Raw genomic sequence first — 21,946 nt, forward strand, 5'->3', positions numbered from 1 at the left:
GGATTGTTCGGTAACCCGGTCCGCAGCCGTGAACAACGCCCGGTGGCCTGGAGCCGCACAGCGGACGGACAGTTGCGGGACCGGGTGATCGGGAGCAGGATCTGCTCGACCTTTCACCCTCGTCCAAGCCGACGATGCCAAACGGAGGAGAACCGGATGCGGAGACTGCGCGCACAACTGGCCGCGGTGGTTGTCGTGAGCATCGCTTTGCCCGCGACGCCTGCGCTGGCCGGGGAGCCCGCCGGGTGCGCCGATGCCTCGGTGCCGCTGACCGTGGAGGAGCAGCGCCTGGACGGGCCCGTCCCCCAGGAGATCCTGGAGCGTTCCGGCTTCGACCCCGTGGCTTCGCGTTTCACCCGGGCTCTGTGCGGTGCGCACTCCTACCGCGAGGCGCAGCAGACGGTTGAGCGGCACGGGCAGCGGCTGTGGCAGCGCGCGGTCGACCGGGCCCAGGGGCGTGGCCCGGCGGACGGGGACCTGAGCCGCGCGGACGACCGGCCCTTGTACTGGGCGCGGCTGGGGATGACGGCGGCGCTGCGGCAGTGGCGGCCCGGCTTCGAGCTCTCCGACGCTCAACGCACGGCTCTGGGTGACCAGTTGGAGCGCAGCTCGCGTGGTCAGGACGCCATCCGCTTCCCGGACGGTGAGAGGAGCGGGAAGAAGAAGGGCCTGAAGCGGGTGCTGGTCACCGGCTTCGACCCGTTCACGCTGGACGAGGACATCCGGATCAGCAATCCGTCCGGAGCGGGTGCGCTGGCGCTGGACGGCACGGTGCTGCGCACCAAGTCGGGTCCGGTCCGGATCGAGACCGCCATGTTCCCCGTACGCTGGGCCGACTTCACCCGCGGCATGGTCGAGCAGACGCTGCGGCCGAATCTGCCGGAGGTGGATCTGTTCACCACGGTCAGCCAGGGCCGGCCCGGCCGGTTCGACATCGAGCGCAACAACGGGGCCTGGCGGGGGACTTTCCCCGACAACGACAACATCTCGGCCTCCGGGACCGTCCCGGTGTCCGACCCCGCTACGCAGCCGCAGTGGACGACCACCACGCTTCCGTACGAGGACATCGTGTCCGCCCCGACGGGCCGCTTCCCGGTGAAGGACAACACGGAGGTCGTCGAGATCCCGGCGGGCGCGAGTGAGCCGGTGACGCGCCCGGACGGTCCGACCGAAGGGTCCACCGCGCGTGAGGGAGGCGGCGGGGACTACCTGTCCAACGAGATCGCCTACCGTGCGACGCTGCTGCGCGACCGGCTCGGCCTGAACATCCCGGGCGGCCATGTGCACACCCCCGTCCTCGAGTTCGGCAAGGGCAACACCGACCCGGCCACGGGCACGATCACCGACCCGGAGTTCCTTGAGAACCGGCGGGACATCATCCGCCAGGTCCGTTCGATCGTCCGGGTGGCTGCCGACGCCGGCAGCGCCCGCTCCCGCCCGTAGTCCCGCTCCGTTCCAGGGCCCCGCGGAAGTGCCGGCGGGATGGCGGGCCGGACCAGGCGATCCCAAGTCCCAGGTCCGGCCCGTCCGTTCGTCTCTACAGGTCGAGCTGGTAGTCGAGTGCCGTGTGGGTGGGTGCGTAGCCGAGGCCGTCGTTGATGCGTCTCATGTGCGTGTTGCTTTCGGCGGTGTCGGCGAGGAGTCCGGCGAGGTCCGGATGGTGCGCACGGGCCTGCCGGATCGACTCGGCCTTCATCCACCGGCCGAGGCCGTGCCCTCGGTGCTCGGGCAGCACGCCGGTGCCGTAGTGCACGCCGTCACCCGTGCCGTTCCCGGGGACGACGAGTTCCGTGAACCCGGCGACCGAGCCGTCGGAGATGTCGACGGCGACGACGGTACGCAGCAGGTCGCCGCGCTCTTCTACGGCTTCCGCGGCGGCCCGGACCCGGTCCACGTCCCAGGTCACGGTGCCGTGGTCGGCGTCGTCCACGGGCATGTCGTCCATGGCACGGCGTGCGGCGGCGAACGTCCGGGCGAGGTCGTCGGGGACGGTTCCCTGCCATGACGCCAGCCGGTAGCCGGGATGCGGACGCCCGACAATTTCGGCGAGGGCGGTGGTGGCCACGCCGGCGAGCGGCAAGTGGACGAACCTCAGGGTGAGGACCTTGCGGAAGCCGCGGCCCGCCAGGAAGCGGTCGCCGGGCGATCCCGCTGCGGCCCGTGCGATGACGCAGCGTCTGGCGTCGTCCCGGGCGGCGGCCACGGCGGCGTCGAGGAGCCGGGAACCGACGCGCTTGCGCCGCTCCACGGGGTGGACGTGGATGGCCAGTTCGGCCAGGTGCGCCCGTCCGGCATCGGCGAACAGGCGCAGAAAGGCCGTCCCGACGGGGTTGGAATCGGCGTCGGACGCCAGCCATGCGAGACGTCGGCTGTCCGGCCCGTGCCCGGGACCGGTCAGCGGGGTGATGTGAAGCGACAAGGTGTCTCCGTCGTGAGGAGGTGCAAGTGGTGCACGAGGTGCACGAGGTGCACGAGGTCAGTACGCGGGCTCGGCTGCCGGGCATTCCTGCGCATCTGCTCCACACCTCCTCGTCGACGGTGCCGCTCCGGACGACCCGGACGGCTGGGAGAACCTTGACGGCCCGTCGGCTCCTCGGCAAAGGGTTATCCGAAGGCCGGCCGGTGCGACCGTGTGGATCCAGCACCCGGCCCCAGCCCCCGGTCCCAGCACTCGGACACTGCCCTCGGTCGCAGCCCTCGGTCAGGCAGTGCGGCTGTCGTACGTCTCGCGGCTGGCGAGCACCTCGTCCATGTGCGCCTCCGCCCATGCCTTGATTCCGCGCATGACGTCGTGGAGCGAGAGCCCGAGGTCGGTCAGTTCGTACGTGACCGTTACGGGCACGGTCGGCGTCACCGTGCGGGTGAGCAGGCCGTCGCGCTCCAGGGAGCGCAACGTCTGGGTGAGCATCTTCTGGCTGACCCCGGCCAGCCGGCGGGACAGCTCGGAGTAGCGCATCGGCCGCGGCTCGCCGGCGCAGTCCTCCCCGAGGTCCGGGCCGTCGCTGCCGAGCGCGGCCAGGACCAGAGCCACCCACTTGTCCGAGATCCGGTCCAGGAGCCGGCGGCTGGGACACTGCGCCAGGAACGCGTCGTAGTCCGCTTTCGCCCGCGCCCGCTTCTGGGCCGCCGTCCTCGTCGGCATCGACCGCTCCTTCCTACCGTGCGGTGGGTTACGCACTTCGAGGTGCGTACTTCCTGTTGGAGAGCTACCACTCCATTGTGGAGGAGTAGCACCCGCATCTCCACAGGAGGCGAAAATGTCCACCACCTTCCGCACCGCGGTCGTCCGCACCCCGGGCGGTCCCGACTCGATCGAGATCATCGACGTGCCCATCGTCGAGCCTGGGCCCGGCCAGGTCCGGGTCGAGATCGCCGGGGCCGCGGTCAACCCCGTCGACCTGGCGCTCGCGGCCGGGGTGTTCCACGGGCTCGGGCTGGTCGACCAGCCCGAACACACCGGACTGGGCTGGGACTTCGCCGGAACGGTCGCCGCGGCCGGTCCTGATGTCGAGCTCCCGGTCGGCAGCCGCGTCGCGGGGCTGGTCGGCGGGTTCGACCGCGACTTCGGCACCTACGCCGGACAGCTGGTCGTTCCGGCGAGCGACACCGCCCTCGTGCCCGGCGGTCTCGACCTGACCACGGCCGCCGCGGTCCCGCTCAACACGCTCGCCGCGGCCCAGCTGGTCGATCTGCTCGGCGACGGGGCGGGCCGGAGCCTGCTGGTCACCGGGGCCGCGGGCGCGGTCGGCGGGTACGTCGTCACGCTCGCCCAGGAACGCGGCTGGCGGGTGACCGGACTGGCCCGGGCCGAGGACGAGGACTTCGTACGCGGCCTCGGCGCCGGCTTCACCGCACAGGCGGCGCCCGGCTGGGACGCGGTGGCCGATGGCGCCGCGCTCCAGGAGCAGGGCATCGCGCTGGTCCGCGACGGCGGTCTCTTCGTGGGCGTCCAGCCGGGTGCGGCGCCGGCGGAAGAGCGCGGCGTCACCGTGCGCGTGGTGGTGGCGCAGCCCGACGGCGCCCGGCTCGCCCGGCTTCTCGACGCCGCCGCGAAGGGCCGTCTGCCGGTTCGGGTGCACGCGGTCGTACCGCTGGACGAGGTCGCCGCCGCGCACCGCGCCGTCGCGAAGGGCGGCGTGCGCGGAAAGTACGTCCTCCGGCCCTGAGAACCGCGGGCTCACGGGTGAGCCCGAGTGAGCCCCAACCGCCGCCCGCATCCGCGGAGTTCGCGAAGAGACCGGCACACCTACCGGCACACGTACCGGCAACGACGGGCCTGGGCGGCCGGGTTCCTGCTCTCAGGACGGGCCGTGGCCTTGGCCGTGGCAGCGGCGGTGCAGGTCTCGTACCTGCTCCGCGAGGGCGGGCACCGGGCCCTCCACCACAACGCCGGGGGCGATCTCCCGGATCGGGAGGGTCCGTACGGGAGGCGCGGGGACCCCCAACTCCGCGAGCCAGGCCGCCAGTTGCTCGGAAGAGCTCACATACACGATCCGGCCCAGTCCGACCCAGCCGTGCGCGGCGGCGCACATCGGGCAGTGCTCACCCGAGGTGAAGACGGTCGCCGCCGCCCGCTCCTCGGGGGTCATGTTGGCCGCGGCCCAGCGCGCCAGCTCGAACTCCGGGTGGCGGGTCCGGTCGCCGAAGGCCACGCGGTTGCGGTCCTCCGCCAGCGCCGTTCCGTCCGCGGCGACGAGCACGGAACCGAACGGCTCGTCGCCCGCCTCCAGGGCCTCGGTCGCCAGTTCCACGCAGCGGCGCAGGTGCCGCATCTCGACGTCGTCCACCGTGATTCCCCCAGTGTGATCTTCAGCGGATGCCGTCAAGCGTACGAGGGCGGGCCTCAGCGACCTCGGGGTTTTTCACCCGCCCCGTCGTACGCGGCTGATCAGTCGAGGCAGAACTCGTTGCCCTCGGGGTCGGCCATCACGATGTGGCCGGTGCCGAGCGGCGGAGCGGGTTCGTGCCGCAGGAGCCGGGTGGCGCCGTGGGAGACGAGCCGCTCGGCCTCCGCCTCCAGGGCCGCCATCCGCGCGTCGCCCTCCAGTCCGGGGGCGGCTCGCACATCGAGGTGCACGCGGTTCTTGGCCTGCTTGCCCTCCGGGACCCGCTGGAAGAACAGCCGTGGCCCGGAGCCCTCGGGGTCGACCACGGCCGAGGCGTCGTTGCGGCTCTCGGCCGGCACGCCGAACGCCTCCAGGGCCTGATCCCACGACTCGAAACCCTCGGGCGGGTCCTGCAGCCGGTAGCCGAGGGTCTCGGCCCAGAAGGCGGACAGCCCGGCCGGGTCGGCGCAGTCGAAAGTGATCTGGATGTCGCGGGCCATCTCAGCTCGCCTCCTCTTGGGTCCGGGTCCGGGTCTGGTTCTGGGACAGGGACTGGGTCTGCCGGTGGGTGTGCAGGTAGAGGTCGCGGAGCAGGCACACCTCTGAGAGGTGGTGGATCAGCTCGCGGTTGATGTGCAGCACCAGCGCTGCCAGCGGACGCTCACCGTACGGCCCCTCGGCGTCCCCGCACGGGCGGTCGAGGCCGGATTCGCCGAGGGACTCGACCCCGGCCAGCCACGTGGCGTACTCCGCGTCGAGCTGGGCCAGGGCCCCGGCCGCGGTCCCGGCGTACTCGAACGACTGGTAGTCGGTGGGTTCGCGGCCGAAGTGCGAGGCGTTGCGCATCGCGAGCACGCCGACGATCACGTGGCCGAGCCGCCAGGCGATGGTCGCGAGCGGCGCCGGATCGGGCTCCGGCATGGCGAAGTCGATGGTCATCGCGCCGGACCCGGCCTGCACGGGTGCGGAGCCGGTGCCCCGCTGCCGCACGCTCCAGCAGCCGGGGACCGGCTCCCAGAAGTACTCGTCGTCGGTCAGCCCGTCGAGGCGGTCGCGCAGCTGGTTGGTCCAGTGCCAGGCGATCTGGTCTCGGAGCTGGAAGTTCCAGTTCTGGTCCGTCATGGGTCCAGCCTGCCGCTCGTTGCGGACAGGTTCGTTCCTCGATCGGTGGAAACGGCTGAGCACTTCACCAAGTCGAGGCCATGACCGAACGGAGAACGGATCAGGCTGCCGAGTCCGGCCGGGGCTCAGTAGCCGATGGGAAGGCCGGCGTAGTTCTCGGCCAGGCCGGCCGCGGCGCTCGGGGAGCGCACCACCCATTCCAGCTGTGAGCGCTGCAGCTGGGCGTCGAAGGGATCCCCGGTTACGTGCAGCATGCTGGTCATCCACCACGAGAAGTGGGTGCCCCGCCAGACCCGTCGCAGCGCCGTCTCGGAATAGCGGTCCGCCAGACGTGGGTCGCCTTCGCACAGCAGGGCGACCAGCGCCCGGGAGAGCAGCGCCACGTCGGCCACGGCGAGGTTCAGCCCCTTGGCGCCGGTCGGCGGGACGATGTGCGCGGCGTCGCCGGCCAGGAAGAGCCGGCCGTACCGCATCGGCGTCGAGACGAAGCTCCGCATCGGCAGAACCGACTTGTCCGTGATCCGCCCCGGCCGCAGTCGCCAGCCGTCCTGTCCGTGGCCGAGCCGCCGCGCCAGCGCGTCCCAGATCCGGTCGTCGGACCATTCGGCGACGTCTTCGTCCGGGGCGACCTGCAGATAGAGGCGGCTGACCGAGGGCGAGCGCATGGAGTGCATCGCGAATCCCTCGGGGTGCCAGGCGTAGATGAGTTCGTCGGTGGACGGGGCGGCGTCGGCCAGGACTCCCAGCCATGCGTACGGGTAGTCCCGGCCGAACGAGCGGCGCGCGCCGTCCGGGACGGCCCGGCGCGCCGGGCCGTGGAAGCCGTCGCAGCCTGCGACCACGTCGCACTGGACGCGGTGGGGACGGCCGTCCGCGTCGAGGAAGGTCACAGCGGGGCTGTCACCTCCGATGCCGTGCAGGGCGACTTCGCTGACTTCGTAATGGGCCTGCTGACCTGCGGCGGAACGCGCCTGCATCAGGTCATGGGTGATCTCGGTCTGCCCGTACACCCACACCGACCGGCCCACGAGCGAGTGGAAGTCGATGTGGTGGCGCTCGTGCGGGAACTGGAGGTAGATCCCGCGGTGCTCCATGCCCTCGCGCTCCAGCCGGTCGCCGACGCCGGCTTCGCCGAGCAGCTCGACGGTCGAGTGCTCCAGCATTCCGGCACGGATGCGGCCTCGTACGTACTCGGGGCTGCGGTTCTCCAGCAGGACCGACTCGACACCTTCACGGCCCAGCAGATGGGACAGCAGCAGCCCGGCCGGACCGGCCCCGATGATCACCACTTGTGTGCGCGTCGTCCTCACGAACTGCTCCCGCGCAGGTGCGCCGGCACGACCAGCAGGGCCAGGACCGCGAGAACCGCTGCCACGGAGAAGGCGTAGAAACCCCAGGGGTAGGCGATCCCGGCGCTCACCAGCAGGCCGCCGAGGAACGGGCCGACGATCGCACCGAGGCGTCCGACGCCGGCGGCCAGGCCCAGCGCGGTGCCCCGCACCTCCGCCGCGAACAGGTGGCCGACGAAGGCGTACACCAGCACCTGGGCGCTGAAGACGAAGACGCCGGCGAGGAAGACCGCCGCGTACACGACCGCCGTCGACTCCATCTTGACCGACAGCAGCGCCAGGAAGACCGCCGAGACAGCGAACCAGAGCAGCACAGTCCGCTTGTTGCCGCGCGCGTCCGAGACCCGCCCGGCGATCAGCAGACCGGCCACGGCACCGAGGTTGAGCGCGAGCAGCAGGCCCAGCGAGGCACCTAGCGAGTAGCCGGCCGCGCCCATGATCTGCGGAAGCCAGGTGTTGAGCCCGTACACGAGGAGCAGGCCCATGAACGAGGCGACCCAGATGCCGAGGCTCACGCGCAGCAGCCGGCCGCGTATGAGGGCGGAGGGCCGTACGGGCGCTTCGGCCGGTGGGACGGCCGCCGGGTCGGCCGGGGCGGCGGGCTTGGCGCGCGCCTCCAGGAACGCCTGCGACTCCGGCAACTTGATCCACATCAACGGCAGCGTCAGCAGCCCGGCGACTCCGCCGATGACGAACATCGCCTCCCAGCCGAACCGGGGGATGACCACGATCGCCAGCAAGGCGGTGAGCACCGCGCCCACGTGGTAGCCGGTCATCATCTGCGTGACGGCCGATCCGCGGCGTGCCGGCCGGGCGTACTCGGTCATGTACGCCAGTGCCGTCGGGAGGCACGCACCCAGGCCCAGGCCGCTGAGGAACCGCAGGGCCACGAAGGTGGCGATGTCCGGGGCCCAGGCGATCGCGAGGGTCAGGACGGAGAAGACCGCGATGCAGGTCAGCAGGCTGGCACGGCGGCCGAACCGGTCGGTGAGCGGGCCGATCGCCACCGCGCCGATTCCGACCCCGACCAGGCCGACCGTGGCCGCGGTCGTGAGGGATCCGGCGTCGAATCCGAGTGCGTGGGACTCGGTGAGCGCGGGGATCACCGCTCCGAGCACCACCAGGTCGAACCCGTCGAGCGCGACCGCGAGCCAGCAGAGCAGGACCGGCCAGAAGCCGCCCTGGGCGGCGGTGGCGGCGCCTGACGCCGAGGCGGAAGGGGACACCGGGGAACTCGGGGACGTTGACGACATGGTGTTTCTCCTTGTCGGGGTGACCGACATCGTGGTGCGTGGCACACTCCACGCACAGCACTGTCTTTCACTGGGCGGAAGCACATGTCCGGAAACAGCAGTCAGCCCGGCCGAACCGTGGCTTCACGCATGCTGGCGATCCTCGACGCGTTCGACTTCGAGCACCCGCGGCTCTCCCTCTCCGAGCTCGCCCGGCGGGCGGACCTGAGCCTGCCCACCACCCACCGGCTCGTCGGTGAACTCACCCGCTGGCGTGGCCTGGAGCGGGAGGACGACGGCAAGTACCGAGTGGGGCTGCACCTGTTGGAGCTGGGGCTGCTGAGCGGTCTGCACACGCGCCTGCGGGACGTCGCCATGCCGTTCATGCAGGAGCTGTACGAGGCCACCCGGGAGAACGTCCATCTCGCCGTACGCGACGGTGAGATGGCCTTGTACGTGGAGAAGCTCACGGGCCACCGGTCCGTACCGATCATCTCCCGTACCGGCGGACGGCTGCCGCTGCACACCACCGGCGTCGGCAAGGCGCTGCTCGCCTGGGCGTCGCCCGCCGACATCGACCGCCATCTCGGCCGGCAGCTGAGCCGCCCGACGAGGTACTCGATCCGCGAGCCGGGCCGGCTCCGGCGCGACCTGCGGCGCACGCGGCGGCGCGGATTCGCCACCACGCGCGAGGAGATGACGCTGGGCAGCTGTTCGGTCGCGAGCCCGGTACTGGTGGACGGCGAGCCGGTCGCAGCCGTCGGCGTGGTCGTCCGCTCCAGCAGGCTGGAGCTGGACCGGCTGGCTCCGCCCGTGCTCGCGGCCGCCCGGGGCATCGGTGACCGGCTCGCCGAAATCGGCGACGACCCCTACCCCGGTTACGTCCAGGACCTCGGCACGCGGCCACGCCGCTGAGAGGGCCGGCAGCTGCGGCGCCGGGCGGTCCGCGTTCCCGTACCGGACTCCCCCTGCTGCGGCCGCACTTCCCGCCCTGCGGTCAGCCGACCGGGCAGGTGTCGCGGGACTCGGTGATGCGGTCGGTGCGCGGGAGACGGCAGAGGAGGGCGGCGGAGTCGGAGTCGCCGGCGACGAAGTGGCGGAACCAGGCGACGACTTGGCGGGAGACCAGTCCGTCGGGCGGAGTGGCGACGAAGTGGTCGCCCTGCAGCTCCAGATACGCCTTCTCGTCGGCGCCGCTCAGCCCTTCGTAGAAGGCCTCGGCGTGGTCCGTGACCGGCGCGATCTCGTCGGTGCTGCCGCCGATGACGAGCGTGGGCGCCTTCACGCGGGGCCAGTCGCTGCGGGTCTCGTACGGAGTCAGCGGCACCGCCGCCTTGATGTCCGGGTTGCGGGACGCGGCGAACAGCGCCCCGCCGCCACCCATCGAGTGGCCCAGTACACCGAGGCGCTTGTCGTCCGCGCGGTCCGCGGCGCCGCTGCGTCCGCTCGCGTAGTCGAGGGCGGCGAGCAGCTGGCGGCCCCGCTGGGGCGGCGAGTCCTCCAGCGTCTTCGTGTTGAAGGTGATCACCACGAAGCCGTGCGACGCCAGCAGTCCGCCGAACGGCGTGACCATGGACTCGTCCGCGCCGAGCCCCGGTGATGCGGCGATGACGCCGAAGTCGCGGCTGTCGTCGTCCGGGTAGTGAACGGTGCCGCTGCCGAAGCCGCCGTTCACGTCGCCGGACGAGAAGGTCTGGGTACGGACCTCGTACGGGCCCTTCCCCGGCCCCTCGACGTCGCGCTCGGCCGGGGCCCCGCCCGGGCTGCTCTTCGGCGGGGGCTTCTCCGGCGGCTCATCGGAGCAGCCCGAGCAGGCCACGGCCGTGGCGAGGAGGGCTGCGGCGAGCAGTCCGGGGGCCTTGCGGCGCCTGGGGCGGTCAGCGGCAACGCGTGCCATGACCATGCGTGCCATGACCATGACCGTACGAACGGCCGGGCGCACCGGCAACCCCCGGTGCACGCCGCTGAAGGGCTGGGCCCCGTTCTGCCCTCGGCAGATTCGGGTGCCGCCCGGCGCCGCAGGGCCATGAGCGGCCCGCGCGATGGGTAGCTTCGGCGCATGCTGCGGGAGTTTCGGTTTTCACATGGGCTGGAGAGCTACGAGTCGTACGACGCGGTCGTCGCGGAGTGCCGCAGGGCCGAACGGCTCGGATACGACGCCGTGTACGCCGCGGACCACCTCGGCGTCGCGGCCCCCTTCCCGCTGCTGGTCGCCGCCGCACAGGCCACCGAGCGGCTGAGGGTGGGGACGCTGGTGCTGAACGCGGCCTTCTGGAACCCGGCCTTGCTGGCCCGGGAGGCCGCGACGGCCGACATCCTCACGGGCGGACGACTCGAACTCGGCATCGGTGCCGGGCACATGAAGTGGGAGTTCGACGAAGCGGGCATCCCATGGCGGCCGTTCGGCGAGCGAGCGGATCATCTGCGCGACACCGTACGGGAGTTGGGACGGCTCTTCGCGTCGGACGGCTATGAGCAGCAGGCCGGCATGCGGACCAGGTTCGGCCTTCCGGCGCTGCGCCCCGTACAGCGGACCGGGTTCGACGGCGCGGGTCCGCCGCTCATCGTGGGCGGTACCGGCGACCGGGTGCTGGACGTCGCGGCGGAGTACGCGGACATCGTCGGCATCGCGGGCGTGTACCAGATCAAGGGCGAGCCGCCCGGGACGATGCGGCTCGGTACCGCCGCAGAGGCCGACGACCGTGTCCGTCACGTACGGGAGCGTGCGGGGGCGCGGGCGGACCGGATCGAGTGGCAGGCCCTGACACAGACGGCCGTGGTGACGGAGGACAGGCACGCGGAGGCGGAGCGGCTTCTGGAGCGGTTCGGGCAGGTCATGAGCCCGGACGAACTCCTGGAGTGTCCCTTCGTGTTCATCGGCACGGTCGAGGAGATGGCCGGACAGGTGATGCGGAACCGCCGGCGGTACGGCTTCACGCACTACACCGTGCACGGCCCGTACGCCGAGGCGTTCGCCCCCGTCATCGCCCGCGTACGGGAGCTCGCGGCCCGCGGCTGAGCGGACGAGCGCGGCACGCGCACGCACGCGGCAGAGCGGGCACGCCGGACAAAGGCCCGGGCCCGTGCCCTCCCGCCGAGCGGTGGTGACACGGGCCCGGGCGACCAGGTTCCGGCTCGATTGACGGGACCGGAGCCGGGCGGCCGGAGCCGGGCGGCGACGTCGGTCGGCCGCCGGCGCCCGGCCCCGGTCAGCCTTCGCCGTCTCCCTGGCCGGCGCCGTTCCGCAGGCCCCATCCGGCGGCAGCCGGACCGGACGTCAGCGAACCGTTCAGCTTCGGCATCAGCTGAGCCGTGAGCAGCGTCGAGAGCGCCGAGTTGTCCCCGCCACCCCCGTCCGTGCGGACGACGACGGGCTGCGGGGCACGGCCGGCGAGGATCGCGCCCACCTCCAGCCGCCTGCGGGCCAGTTCGTACTGGAGCACCGCACGGTTGTCGCGGTAGGCCTGCGCCAGACGGCGCTGGGCGCGCGACTCGTTCTCGGCGGAGATCAGGCCGCTGCGGCCGCGCGTCTCGATCTCGAAGCGGACCTTCTGCGCGTTGGTCTCCTGCTCCTCCAGGAGCTGCGCGACGTCCTCGCGCGCCTTGTTGAGCGCGGCCTTCACCTCGACGATGCGCGCGTCGCGCACCTTCTTCGCCCGCTCGATGTCCATCTGCAGGCTGTCGATACGGCGCTTGCGCGTCAGGCCCCATTCCTGGTCGTACGCGGTGCGTTCCTTGGCGACCCGTTCCCGCGTGGCCAGATGCTGCTGATACTGGGCCGGCAGCTGGACGTCGGGGATGTTGGAGCCGGTGATGCGCACCCCGTAGCGGGCGAGCTGACGGTTGAGCAGCTCCTGCATGTCGGCGACGTCGGAGCCGCGCAGGTCGTACGCCCGTTCCGTCTGCACCAGACGCGCGCGCTGCCGGATGGCGTCCTGCACCGCCTGGGAGAGCACCAGGTCGAAGTTGCCGGCACCGATCGTCCGTACGAACAGGACCGCGTCGGTGATGCGGAACTTCAGGAAGAACTCGATCGAGCGCAGCGGCACGTTCTCCCGGGTCGGGCAGGCCATCACCGGTGCCGAGTACGGGATCTCGGTGGCGGTGTCGACCACGAAGTCCACGCGGGACCAGGGGTGCCAGAGGTAGTGGCGCCCGGGGTCGAGGGTCCGGTTGACGGCTCCGTAACGGGTCAGGACGCCTGCGGTGCCCTGCTCGATCTCGGCGATGGAGGAGCGCCACCACCACAGCGCCCCGGCCAGCACCAGGAAGGCGCCGCCGGCGTAACTCAGCGTGGCCAGCGCGCCGTAGGCGATGTCGGCGGCGCCGCCGTCGCCGGACTCCTTCAGCGTGAGCATCACACCGGACAGCAGCGCGAACAGCCCCAGCCAGATCAGCAGCAGCCACCACAGCCTGCGGGTGTGCTTGGGGATGATGACGGGGACCAGCTTGTCCGTCTCGCCGCCGCGCAGCAGCTGACGGATCTCGCTCCAGGGCGCGACCTCTTCGGAGATGACCGACCTGCGGTTGCGTGTGGCGCTCATTCTGCGGCCTCCTCGGATGCGGCCGTGGCCGGTGTCTGTCCGGAGGCCGGTGCCGTTTCGTCGTCCGCCGGTGTCGTTCCGTTTGCCGGTGCCGTTTCGTCCGCCGGAGGCGTTTCGTCCGCCGGAGGCGTTTCGGCCGCCGGTACGGTCGGGCGCTCCGCCTCCAGCAGCGCGTCGATCTCGCCCTCGCGGGCGCGGATGCGCTCCGAGACCTCCTCGAGGCGGGTGCGCACGGCCGCCATGTCCTCCTCGGAGAACAGCTCCGTACCGTGCTCGCCCACCAACTCCCGTGCGAGCGCGAGGAAGTCGACGCCGACGCCGCTGCCGTCGGCCTCCGAGCCGCCGCCGATCCGCACCAGCCGCGGAAGGTGGTCGGCGACCTGCTCCAGGGTGTCCAGAACCTGCTGCTGATAGCGGTACTGAAGGATCTCGGGCGCCTCGGCGGCGGTCACCGCGCGGATGTCCAGGGCCTGGGCCTCCAGCAGCGCCGCGTTGGCCTTGGCCTCCGACTCGGCCTGTACGTAGCGCTGGCGGGCCGTCGCCTCGGCGCGGTTGGTCTCACGCTCCACTGCGGTGTCCATCTGCGCCTGGTACTGCGCGATGTCCGCCATGATCGCCGAGAGCGTCTCCTGACGGGAGGCCAGTTCCTTCGTCAGATCGCCCTCGTCCTGCTCCTTGCGCAGGTGCAGCGCGTACTCGTGGGTGTAGGCGTCCTTGGCGACGCGCACCATCTCCGGCGAGGCAAGGTCCATCCGGTAGCCGCGGTCGGACGGTTCGGCGTGCGTGATGTTGGCGTTGGTCAGCTCCACCGCCGGCCGGAACTGCTGGTTGACCTGTTCCAGCAGGCGGCCGGTGTCCTCGCCGACCATGTCGTAGATCTCCGCGGCCTCCTGCTCGTAGATCAGGCTGCGGATCGTCTCGCTGACGGCGTTGCTGAGCTTCTCCTCGAATCCCCGTACGGCACCGAGCGTGTAGACGAACTCCACCGGGTCGCTGATGCGGAACTGGATGAACAGGTCGATGGACGCCTTGACGCCCCCCTTCGTGGGGGCCTCGCGCACCGGAGCGTTGAACGGGTACTCGCGGGTGGTGTTGATGATGTACGACACCCGCTTCCACGGGTTGAGCAGGATCACCCGGCCCGGGCCGACCACCTCTTCCAGCTTCCCGAAGCGGGTGATCAGGGCCTGGCAGCCGTCCGGCACCATCACCATGCCCTGCCGCCACCACACGAAGCCGACGGCGGCCAGCGACAGGACCCAGTAGTGGACGCCGAAGACGGGATGAGTGAGAAGCGGGCTGCCCGCGGCGGACGCGACGGCGCTGCCGACGGCTCCCAGCACGAGCAGCATCAGTACGGGGAGCATGCTCACGAACGAGCGGCCGCGGGGCAGGGCCATCGGGCAGATGGCGTGGACCTTGCGGCCCTCCTCCCGGCGCTGTTCGCTGCGGTTGAGCACCTCACGCGCCTCGTCCATGGACACGGTCTGCTGCGTCATCACCGTGTCGATGCCCCCGCCCTGCTCGCGGGCGGCCGGGAAGTCGGCGGGGTCGAGCCCGTCGTCGCCGCGCGGTCCGTCCGAACCGCCGCCGTCACGCCCGCCCTTCGACCGCTGCTCCACCACGGCACCGCCGCGGCGCCGCAACTCGCCCTCGGCTGCTTCCCGCAGCTCAGGGTTCTCCGCGACCGCTTTCGCGGCCCTTTTCACGCTCTGGCTCACGCCGTTCCCCCTCTTCGCATGCTGTCCGGCCGCCGGGTGCCGGGGCCGGTGGTGTTGACGCGGGTGCCGATGCGGGGGGTACGGATACCGGTACCGGCCGTACGCCGGTGCCGTGCCGGTGCCGTATGCCGGTCAGTGCATCGCGGCGCTCAGGCACCGCTGCGACCTGCGACCTGCGACCTGCGACCTGCGACCGCGGATTGCGCCGCGCACAACTGCGGGCTCCACGCGCACACATGACGGACACCATGCGCCCCCGATCGGTGAACCGCCTCGTGCCCCCGCCTGCCGGCCGGGATACCGGTACACCGTCGGCCAACCTACACAAGCGCCGGGCCGCGGCCCACGGAGGGCCGGGGCCACCGAAAGTGACGCTGCGTCAGCCTCCTTCAGCGCGCACTCACCGAGCTCGATATCCGCACAGAATCTCCGCAACTGAAAGGTTCGAGCGTGACCCGGCCGTCTTGACCTGCCCGACAGCCCTCCACCGGCCTCAGGGAGCGGTGCCCAATACGGCCCGTCGCGGCCGCTTCCCGGCGATGCGGTCGTTTCTCTCCATCTCACCTTCCCTCGCCGCATTCCGCTTTTCGGTGCAGCGGGCAACTGTCCGCCTGGCTCGCATTTGTGCGAGCCGCGACCGTACTGTCCTGACCTGCTCAGTTTCGGCACCGAGATGGACTGTCAAGAGCGCATACCCGAAGACTCTGTGTCACAAGTGATCGGTTCCGGCTATGCTGCCCGGGGCTCAGTGGACCGGACCAAATCTCCTGCCCTGCCGCCGACTTGGGACCACGTGTGCGGCGAGGCGACCTCCCCAGGACCTTCTGCTGCAGCCCCCGCACCGCCTGCTCACCAGCTTTTTCGATTGATTTGAGGATCCTGATGGTTCGTGCTGGATCGTCACCCGGAGATCAAGGGTCCGGCCCGGTACTCGTCTGGCTGCTGCCCGCCCTCGCAACGGCCTTGGCCGCAGGCATCGCCGTCCCCCTGCTGCCGGAGAACGCCCGGATCGCGGTCACCGTCTGCGGCCTGGTCGCAACCGTCGCGGTCGCGGTGATCGCCGCCGAAGTGGCCCGCCGCGGACGGGCGCTGACGGCTCTGCGGGCACAGCATGCCGAGCAGCTGTCCGTACTCCAGGCCCGGATGCACCAACAGGAGCTCGCGACGGTGCAGTTGGCCAAGGAACGGCTGCCCGAGGCGGTGGAGCGCCTCCAGGAGGGCGAGTTCGCCGAGGACGTGCTGCAGTCAATGCCCCGCGCGGAAGGGCTAAGCAGCGAATTCCAGGCCGCACACCAGGAGTTGCTGCGTTCGGTCGTCGAGGCCGTCCACGCGGAGGAGACGATGCGCGACTCGGCACAGCGCGGCGTTGTGAACGTCGCGCGCCGTGTCCAGGCCATCGTCCACAGGCAGGCGACCGACCTGCGCGGCATGGAGGACCGGCACGGCCAGCAGCCGGACTTCTTCGCGGACCTGCTGCGGCTCGACCACGGCACCGCGCTCATCGGCCGCCTCGCGGACAGCATCGCCGTGCTGGGCGGCGCCAGGCCGGGCAGGCAGTGGAGCAAGGCCGTCCCGGTCTACAGCGTGCTGCGCGGCGCGATGTCGCGCGTACTGGACTACCAGCGCGTCGAGCTGCATTCCGTCGCCGACGTAGCGGTCGTCGGACCCGCGGTGGAGCCGCTCATCCACGCGCTCGCCGAGCTGCTCGACAACGCCACGCGCTACTCGCCGCCGAGGGCACGCGTCCATCTCACCGCCGGCGAGGTGCACGCAGGCATCGCCATCGAGATCGAGGACGGCGGCGTCGGGCTGAGTGAAGAGGCGCGCGCACGGGCCGAGTTGAGGTTGAAGGAAGCCCAGGCGGGCATCGACCTCAACGACCTCGGGGAGTCGCCGCGCCTCGGTCTCGCCGTGGTCGGCCGGCTCGCCCAGGCGTACGACTTCCAGGTGTCGCTGCCGCCCTCGGCGTACGGGGGTGTGCGTGCCGTCCTGGTCGTACCGAAGAAGCTGATCACCACCGCACCGGCGACGGGACGGGCCCACGGCATCGGAGCGGGCCCGGGACAGGAAGCCGCCCGCCAGGACGTCCCGGGTCAGGCCTCCCTCGGTCAGGCAGCGCCCGGCCAGGCCGCACCCGCGCCGGCATCCGCACCCGCGCCGGCATCCGCGTCCGCCGGGCAGGAAGCACCCCACGCGGCGTCACCGGGCGCTTCCCCGAGCTCCTCGGGCAGGGGACACCCCATGCCGTCGGGCCTCACCCCGGCGCCGCCGGCGGCGGGCACGTCTCCGAACTCTTCGGACAGCGGACGTCCCGCGGACGCGCACCGGATGCCGCGTCACGAGCCCTGGCTTCCGGAAACCGGCCCCGCACGGCAGGAAGACGAAGTGCAGGACGAGACACCGCCAGTGGTCGAGCGCAACGCCAACGGGCTGCCCCAGCGCCGCCGCCGCAGCCCGAACCCGAACGCGCGCCCGGGCAGCGCCGCCGGCCGGGCCTCCGCCCCGCCCCCGCCACCCGCACAGCACGCGGCGGACGAACCGGCACCCGGCCTGTGGATGGCCGACCTGCAGAGCGGACTGTCCGGCAGGACGGACGGGGACGCCAAGGCGGACAGCAGCGCGGACAGCAACCAGGACACGTCGTCGGATGAGGGTGAGTGAACGATGGAACGACGTGCCGACATGGACTGGATGCTGAAGGATCTGGCGGAGACCGTTCCGCAGACCCGCCACGTGATCGTGCTCTCCTCCGACGGGCTGTGCATGGCCAAGCACGGCACCGACACCGACACCGCCGACCGGCTCGCCGCGATCGGGTCCGGTCTGCAGAGTCTCTCCTCCGCCGTGGCCGCCGAATTCCCGCACAGCGACGGGCGGATGCGCATGGTCGTCATCGAAGTCAACGGCGGTTTCATGTACTTGATGGCCGCCGGTGCCGGTGCGCACCTCGCCGTGCTCGCGGACGAGGGTGTCGACGCCGGGCTGGTCGGCGGGCGCATGAGGGACCTGGTGGCCCGCATCGGCGAGCATCTGACCAGTCCCCCGCGCGATGGCGGATTGGCCGTATGAGCCAGGAGGTGCCGGGGTGGGACGAGAACGGCCCCGAGCGGCTTTATGTGATCACCGGTGGACGCAGCGACCCCGCTGAGCTGACGGGCCTGGACCTGGTCACGTTAATCGTGGCCAAGGCCGACCCGCAGGTGGGGATGCAGCCCGAGCACGCATCGATTCTACGCGTGTGCAACTCCCCGCTCTCCGTGGCGGAGATCTCCGCGTATCTCGGGCTTCCCGTGAGCGTGATCACCGTCCTGCTGGCGGACCTGCTGACCGAGGAACGGGTCGAGGCGCGATCGCCTTCCCCGTCTCTTCCCGACATCGAACTTATTGAGGCGGTGATCCATGGACTCCGGAATCTCTGACACGACCACGGGGCCCCGGAGCGAAGACAGACTGCCCTCCTCGGCCAGCTCCGCGGTGAAGGTCGTCATCGTCGGCGGCTTCGGTGTCGGCAAGACGACCCTGGTCCGTTCCGTCAGCGAGATCCGTCCTCTGACGACGGAAGAGACGATGACGCAGGCGAGCGAGAACGTCGACGACACCGCCGGCGTGGAGCGCAAGACTGCCACGACCGTCGCGATGGACTTCGGACGCATCAGCCTCAACGAGGAGTTGGTGCTGTACCTGTTCGGGACGCCGGGCCAGCAGCGCTTCTGGTTCCTGTGGAACGGCCTGTTCGACGGTGCTCTGGGCGCCGTCGTCCTCGTCGACACGCGCCGTCTCGAGGTGAGCTTCGACGTGATCGGGCGGCTGGAGGAGTCCGCCGTCCCGTTCGTCGTCGCCGTCAACGCCTTTCCGGAGGCCCCCGATTACCCCGTGGAGGAGCTGCGCGGCGCCCTGGACCTCGACCCGAAGGTCCCGATCATCGTGTGCGACGCGCGTCAGCGGTCCTCCAGCCAGGACGTCCTGCTGCAGCTGATGCACTACCTGCGCTCCCTTGCTCTGACCTCGGAGGCGAAGTGACCTCTCCACCCCCCGACCCGGACACCCACGGGCCGGACACCCACGGCCCGGACACTCAAGTCCCGGACACCCGCGGCCCGTCCGGCCCCGGCCCGGCGTCCCCCGCGGACCAGGGCTTCGACGCCCCTGCCGCCGCCGCCTCCGGCGCCACCGGCCCCGAATCCTTCGCGGCCACCGGCTTCGACGCCTCCGCCGCCCCGCCGCCCGGCTGTCCCGCGCACGGTCTCGGCCCCGACGGGCTGCGCCGGCTGTACGGGCCCGAGGCGGACGCCGATCCCATCGCGCTGTACGAGCGGTTGCGCGGCGAGCACGGAGCCGTCGCGCCCGTACTGCTGCCCGGCGACCGCCCCGCGTGGCTGGTGCTCGGGCACCGGGAGAATCTGGAGGTCTCCCGCACGCCCTCGCTCTTCTCCCGCGACTCCCGCCTCTGGCACGACATGCAGCAGGGCAAGGTCCCGCCGGACCATCCACTGGCGCCGCTGACGATGTGGCAGCCGCTGTGCGTCTTCGCCGACGGCGAGGAACACGAGCGGCTGCGCAGGGCCGTGACGGAGAGCCTGGCGCGATTCGAGTCGCGGGGCGTACGCCGGTACGTCACGCGCTTCGCGCACCAGCTCATCGACGAGTTCGAACCGAAGGGCCGCGCCGACCTGGTCGAGCAGTTCGCCGACCAGTTGCCGCTGCGCGTCATCACCCAGCTCTTCGGCATGCCCGAACACCACGGGCCCCGGCTGATCGAGGCCGCCAAGGACATGATCCGGGGCTCGGAGACGGCGGTCGCGAGCAACGACTACATCACCGAGGCACTGCAGGACCTGGTGGACCGCAAGCGTGCCTCGCCGGCCCACGACCTGGCGTCCATGCTGCTGGAGCACCCGGCCCGGCTGACGGGCGACGAAGTGCGCGAACACCTGCGGGTGGTGCTCGTCTCGGCGAACGAACCGACCGTCAATCTGATCGCGAACACGCTCCGCCTCGTCCTCACCGACAAGCGCTTCCGCGCAACTCTGGCCGGAGGGCATATGACGCTGCCCGACGCCCTGGAACAGGTGCTCTGGGACGAGCCCCCGATGACGACGAATATCGGCCGCTGGGCGACCGGCGACGCGCAGCTCGCGGGCAAGACGATCAAGGCCGGAGACATGCTGCTCCTCGGCCTCGCCGCCGGCAACTCCGACCCCGCCATCCGTCCCGACAAGTCCGCGCCCATGCACGGCAACCGCTCGCATCTGGCCTTCAGCGGCGGCCCGCACGAGTGCCCGGGACAGGACCTCGGCAGGGCCATCGTGGACACCGGGATCGACACGCTGCTCGCGCGGCTGCCGGATCTCCGCCTGTCCGTGCCCGAGGAGCGGCTGACCTGGGAGACCGCGCTGATGTCGCGCCGGCTCGTGGCACTTCCGGTGGAGTTCGCGGCGCGCCGCAGCTCCGGCGGCACACGGCAGGGCCCGGGCGTGCCCTCCGTCGAACTCCCGCCGCTGCGGCCGCAGGAGCCCGCTTCGGTGCCCATGCCGCCGGCGGCGCCGCCGACCGTGCACACCTCCTGGTGGACGTCCCTGAAGCGGAAGTTGCGGGGGCGGTGACCTGACGGCAGAAGTCCGCACTCGCCCGGGATGCCTGCATTGCCCGGCCTCATTCAGCCACTGGCGTCAACTCGCCTCGTAGCAGCATTAGTTGAACGTGTAATCGCGGGTGACCTGGGGGAAGGCTCCATGTGGTCTTGACCGCTACGCAGCGTGCCACGCCTGCTCTCCGTGGCCGGATAGCCCCTTGATGAAGTGGTGATGTCCATGTAGCAGACGGTGACGATCCGGTCCCCGCCGGTTGCGGGAGCGCGTCGTCTCCGCAGGCAGTGCGTGGTATTGGCTGGTTTCTGCCCCGGTGCAGGAGGTCGCGGGTCGGCCGACTGCCGAGAGGCCGAGTGGATGGCGGCCAGGTGCCGCCCGACGACTGAGGTGATCGACAGTGGAGCACGGCTTGATCGTGCCACCCGTTTTCTCCCCCATCCCGCCCGCAATCCATCCCCGTCACGAAGCGATCAACGAACGTACGACGGCCTGGGCGAACGCCTTCTCCATCGGCTCGCCGGAGCTGCGCGAGAAGCTGGTCGTGCACGACATCGGCACCTTCGCCGCCCGGGTCCTGCCCGAGGGGCGCGAGGACGTCGTGTCGATACTCGCGGACTTCATCATCTGGCTCTTCGGGGTCGACGACGGCCTCTGCGAGGAAGGCGAACTCGGCAAGGACCCGGCTGAGTTGGTCGGTGAACTCTCCCGCATGCTGCGCGTCGCACAGAACCCGGACGTGCCTATGCTCTCCCACAACCCGCTGGCCGCAGGCCTGCGAGATCTGCGCCACCGCGTCTCCCGGTACGCGACGCCGGGCCAGGAGGCCCGCTGGGTGGACGCGCTGCGCGAGTACTTCCTCTCGGTGGTGTGGGAGGCCTCCCACCGCAGCCACGAGACCGTCCCAGACCTCAACGACTACACGCTGATGCGCCTGTACGACGGCGCCACGTCCGTCGTACTGCCGCTGCTGGAGATGGGTCACGGCTACGAGCTGCACCCCAACGAGCGGGACAGCACCGCCGTCCGCGCCGCGGCCGAGATGGCGTACTTCATCATCACCTGGGACAACGACCTCTTCTCGTACCACAAGGAGAGCCGGGCCCAGCACTACTACCTCAACGTGCTGCGCGTGCTGGAGCAGGAGCAACAGCTCACCCCCGCCGAGGCGTTGACCCGTGCCGTCGCCCAACGCGACCGCGTGATGTGCCTGTTCCTGCGGCTGCGGGACGAACTCGCCGCCACCGGAAGCCCTCAGCTGCGGCAGTACCTGGAGAACCTCGGGACGTTCATCCGCGGAGCCCAGGACTGGGGCATCAGTTCACACCGCTACACGACCCCCGACGACCCCGCCGAACTGCCCTCGACGTTCCGCGACACCCCCACCGACGACAGCGACGAGGCGCTCGACATCCCGGCCGTCGCCTGGTGGTGGGACGTGCTCCCGGAGAGGGAAACGTTTCAGCCTGCGTATGGCGAATTCCGTACGTCCGCGACGGTCTGAGCCCTCCGCGACCGCATCCGTCCGAAGCCCCGCCTGACCCCCGACTCCCCACCTGCCACTGGG

At 71.2% G+C, this 21,946-nt stretch carries 20 protein-coding genes; 10 read left to right on the forward strand and 10 right to left on the reverse strand.

Annotated elements, in window-relative coordinates; genetic code table 11:
• The first annotated feature begins 156 nt into the window (after positions 1–156).
• Positions 157–1,443: a pyroglutamyl-peptidase I gene (locus tag ACSMXX_RS13810; RefSeq protein WP_473184316.1), complete on the forward strand. Its 1,287-nt coding sequence runs from the start codon at positions 157–159 to the stop codon at positions 1,441–1,443.
• Positions 1,444–1,537: 94 nt separating this feature from the next.
• Here the strand turns inward: ACSMXX_RS13810 and ACSMXX_RS13815 are convergent, their stop codons facing one another.
• Both ACSMXX_RS13815 and ACSMXX_RS13820 read right to left on the reverse strand, forming a co-directional pair.
• Positions 1,538–2,419 carry a GNAT family N-acetyltransferase gene (locus tag ACSMXX_RS13815; protein WP_473184317.1) on the reverse strand — a complete coding sequence of 294 codons (882 nt, stop codon included), beginning with the start codon at positions 2,417–2,419 and terminating at the stop codon, positions 1,538–1,540.
• A gap of 282 nt (positions 2,420–2,701) precedes the next feature.
• Positions 2,702–3,142, reverse strand: a complete 441-nt coding sequence (locus tag ACSMXX_RS13820; protein ID WP_473184318.1) for a winged helix-turn-helix transcriptional regulator — start codon at positions 3,140–3,142, stop codon at positions 2,702–2,704.
• A 115-nt stretch (positions 3,143–3,257) separates the two neighbouring features.
• Here ACSMXX_RS13820 and ACSMXX_RS13825 point away from each other — a divergent pair, with 115 nt between their 5' ends.
• Complete coding sequence (locus tag ACSMXX_RS13825; protein WP_473184319.1) at positions 3,258–4,166, forward strand: NADP-dependent oxidoreductase; 909 nt, start codon at positions 3,258–3,260, stop codon at positions 4,164–4,166.
• Between the two features lie 132 nt (positions 4,167–4,298).
• Here the strand turns inward: ACSMXX_RS13825 and ACSMXX_RS13830 are convergent, their stop codons facing one another.
• The 5 genes from ACSMXX_RS13830 to ACSMXX_RS13850 all read right to left on the reverse strand — a co-directional run bounded on the left by ACSMXX_RS13830 (position 4,299) and on the right by ACSMXX_RS13850 (position 8,550).
• Positions 4,299–4,772: a nucleoside deaminase gene (locus ACSMXX_RS13830; RefSeq protein WP_473184772.1), complete on the reverse strand. Its 474-nt coding sequence runs from the start codon at positions 4,770–4,772 to the stop codon at positions 4,299–4,301.
• A gap of 116 nt (positions 4,773–4,888) precedes the next feature.
• Positions 4,889–5,326: a VOC family protein gene (locus ACSMXX_RS13835; RefSeq protein ID WP_473184320.1), complete on the reverse strand. Its 438-nt coding sequence runs from the start codon at positions 5,324–5,326 to the stop codon at positions 4,889–4,891.
• A gap of 1 nt (position 5,327) precedes the next feature.
• Positions 5,328–5,948, reverse strand: coding sequence for a DinB family protein (locus ACSMXX_RS13840; RefSeq protein WP_473184321.1), 621 nt, complete (start codon positions 5,946–5,948; stop codon positions 5,328–5,330).
• Positions 5,949–6,073: 125 nt separating this feature from the next.
• Positions 6,074–7,258, reverse strand: coding sequence for a 4-hydroxybenzoate 3-monooxygenase (locus tag ACSMXX_RS13845; protein WP_473184322.1), 1,185 nt, complete (start codon positions 7,256–7,258; stop codon positions 6,074–6,076).
• Complete coding sequence (locus tag ACSMXX_RS13850) at positions 7,255–8,550, reverse strand: MFS transporter (protein ID WP_473184323.1); 1,296 nt, start codon at positions 8,548–8,550, stop codon at positions 7,255–7,257. The genes ACSMXX_RS13845 and ACSMXX_RS13850 overlap by 4 nt, the downstream gene beginning before the upstream one ends.
• Before the next feature lie 117 nt (positions 8,551–8,667).
• Between ACSMXX_RS13850 and ACSMXX_RS13855 the strand changes: the two genes are divergently transcribed.
• A complete protein-coding gene (locus ACSMXX_RS13855; protein ID WP_473184324.1) occupies positions 8,668–9,444 on the forward strand; it encodes an IclR family transcriptional regulator in 777 nt (258 codons plus the stop codon).
• 82 nt (positions 9,445–9,526) lie between these two features.
• Here ACSMXX_RS13855 and ACSMXX_RS13860 read toward each other — a convergent pair whose 3' ends face one another.
• Positions 9,527–10,441 carry an alpha/beta hydrolase family protein gene (locus ACSMXX_RS13860; protein ID WP_473184325.1) on the reverse strand — a complete coding sequence of 305 codons (915 nt, stop codon included), beginning with the start codon at positions 10,439–10,441 and terminating at the stop codon, positions 9,527–9,529.
• A gap of 147 nt (positions 10,442–10,588) precedes the next feature.
• On the opposite strand from ACSMXX_RS13860, the gene ACSMXX_RS13865 reads away from it, so the two are divergent.
• On the forward strand, positions 10,589–11,548 hold the full coding sequence (locus ACSMXX_RS13865; RefSeq protein WP_473184326.1) for a TIGR03621 family F420-dependent LLM class oxidoreductase: 960 nt from the start codon (positions 10,589–10,591) through the stop codon (positions 11,546–11,548).
• 190 nt (positions 11,549–11,738) lie between these two features.
• Here ACSMXX_RS13865 and ACSMXX_RS13870 read toward each other — a convergent pair whose 3' ends face one another.
• Complete coding sequence (locus tag ACSMXX_RS13870; RefSeq protein WP_473184327.1) at positions 11,739–13,073, reverse strand: SPFH domain-containing protein; 1,335 nt, start codon at positions 13,071–13,073, stop codon at positions 11,739–11,741.
• Complete coding sequence (locus tag ACSMXX_RS13875) at positions 13,070–14,794, reverse strand: SPFH domain-containing protein (RefSeq protein ID WP_473184328.1); 1,725 nt, start codon at positions 14,792–14,794, stop codon at positions 13,070–13,072. Before ACSMXX_RS13875 ends, ACSMXX_RS13870 begins: the two co-directional genes overlap by 4 nt.
• A gap of 882 nt (positions 14,795–15,676) precedes the next feature.
• Between ACSMXX_RS13875 and ACSMXX_RS13880 the strand changes: the two genes are divergently transcribed.
• The 6 genes from ACSMXX_RS13880 to ACSMXX_RS13905 all read left to right on the forward strand — a co-directional run bounded on the left by ACSMXX_RS13880 (position 15,677) and on the right by ACSMXX_RS13905 (position 21,883).
• Positions 15,677–17,455, forward strand: coding sequence for a sensor histidine kinase (locus ACSMXX_RS13880; protein ID WP_473184329.1), 1,779 nt, complete (start codon positions 15,677–15,679; stop codon positions 17,453–17,455).
• 3 nt (positions 17,456–17,458) lie between these two features.
• On the forward strand, positions 17,459–17,863 hold the full coding sequence (locus ACSMXX_RS13885) for a roadblock/LC7 domain-containing protein (RefSeq protein ID WP_473184330.1): 405 nt from the start codon (positions 17,459–17,461) through the stop codon (positions 17,861–17,863).
• On the forward strand, positions 17,860–18,213 hold the full coding sequence (locus ACSMXX_RS13890) for a DUF742 domain-containing protein (protein WP_473184331.1): 354 nt from the start codon (positions 17,860–17,862) through the stop codon (positions 18,211–18,213). The genes ACSMXX_RS13885 and ACSMXX_RS13890 overlap by 4 nt, the downstream gene beginning before the upstream one ends.
• A complete protein-coding gene (locus ACSMXX_RS13895) occupies positions 18,194–18,814 on the forward strand; it encodes a GTP-binding protein (protein WP_473184332.1) in 621 nt (206 codons plus the stop codon). Before ACSMXX_RS13890 ends, ACSMXX_RS13895 begins: the two co-directional genes overlap by 20 nt.
• A gap of 239 nt (positions 18,815–19,053) precedes the next feature.
• Positions 19,054–20,397, forward strand: a complete 1,344-nt coding sequence (locus tag ACSMXX_RS13900) for a cytochrome P450 (RefSeq protein WP_473184773.1) — start codon at positions 19,054–19,056, stop codon at positions 20,395–20,397.
• Between the two features lie 382 nt (positions 20,398–20,779).
• A complete protein-coding gene (locus tag ACSMXX_RS13905) occupies positions 20,780–21,883 on the forward strand; it encodes a selina-4(15),7(11)-diene synthase (protein WP_473184333.1) in 1,104 nt (367 codons plus the stop codon).
• Positions 21,884–21,946: the final 63 nt, after the last annotated feature.

The organism is Streptomyces sp. DSM 116795 (genome assembly GCF_055792905.1).

Coding starts and splice junctions, on each gene's coding strand:
- ACSMXX_RS13880 (WP_473184329.1), top strand. CDS start 15,677: ATGGTTCGTGCTGGATCGTCACCCGGAGATCAAGGGTCCGGCCCGGTA.
- ACSMXX_RS13820 (WP_473184318.1), bottom strand. CDS start 3,142: ATGCCGACGAGGACGGCGGCCCAGAAGCGGGCGCGGGCGAAAGCGGAC.
- ACSMXX_RS13865 (WP_473184326.1), top strand. CDS start 10,589: ATGCTGCGGGAGTTTCGGTTTTCACATGGGCTGGAGAGCTACGAGTCG.
- ACSMXX_RS13860 (WP_473184325.1), bottom strand. CDS start 10,441: ATGGCACGCATGGTCATGGCACGCGTTGCCGCTGACCGCCCCAGGCGC.
- ACSMXX_RS13850 (WP_473184323.1), bottom strand. CDS start 8,550: ATGTCGTCAACGTCCCCGAGTTCCCCGGTGTCCCCTTCCGCCTCGGCG.
- ACSMXX_RS13810 (WP_473184316.1), top strand. CDS start 157: ATGCGGAGACTGCGCGCACAACTGGCCGCGGTGGTTGTCGTGAGCATC.
- ACSMXX_RS13870 (WP_473184327.1), bottom strand. CDS start 13,073: ATGAGCGCCACACGCAACCGCAGGTCGGTCATCTCCGAAGAGGTCGCG.
- ACSMXX_RS13885 (WP_473184330.1), top strand. CDS start 17,459: ATGGAACGACGTGCCGACATGGACTGGATGCTGAAGGATCTGGCGGAG.
- ACSMXX_RS13830 (WP_473184772.1), bottom strand. CDS start 4,772: ATGCGGCACCTGCGCCGCTGCGTGGAACTGGCGACCGAGGCCCTGGAG.
- ACSMXX_RS13835 (WP_473184320.1), bottom strand. CDS start 5,326: ATGGCCCGCGACATCCAGATCACTTTCGACTGCGCCGACCCGGCCGGG.
- ACSMXX_RS13895 (WP_473184332.1), top strand. CDS start 18,194: ATGGACTCCGGAATCTCTGACACGACCACGGGGCCCCGGAGCGAAGAC.
- ACSMXX_RS13825 (WP_473184319.1), top strand. CDS start 3,258: ATGTCCACCACCTTCCGCACCGCGGTCGTCCGCACCCCGGGCGGTCCC.
- ACSMXX_RS13840 (WP_473184321.1), bottom strand. CDS start 5,948: ATGACGGACCAGAACTGGAACTTCCAGCTCCGAGACCAGATCGCCTGG.
- ACSMXX_RS13890 (WP_473184331.1), top strand. CDS start 17,860: ATGAGCCAGGAGGTGCCGGGGTGGGACGAGAACGGCCCCGAGCGGCTT.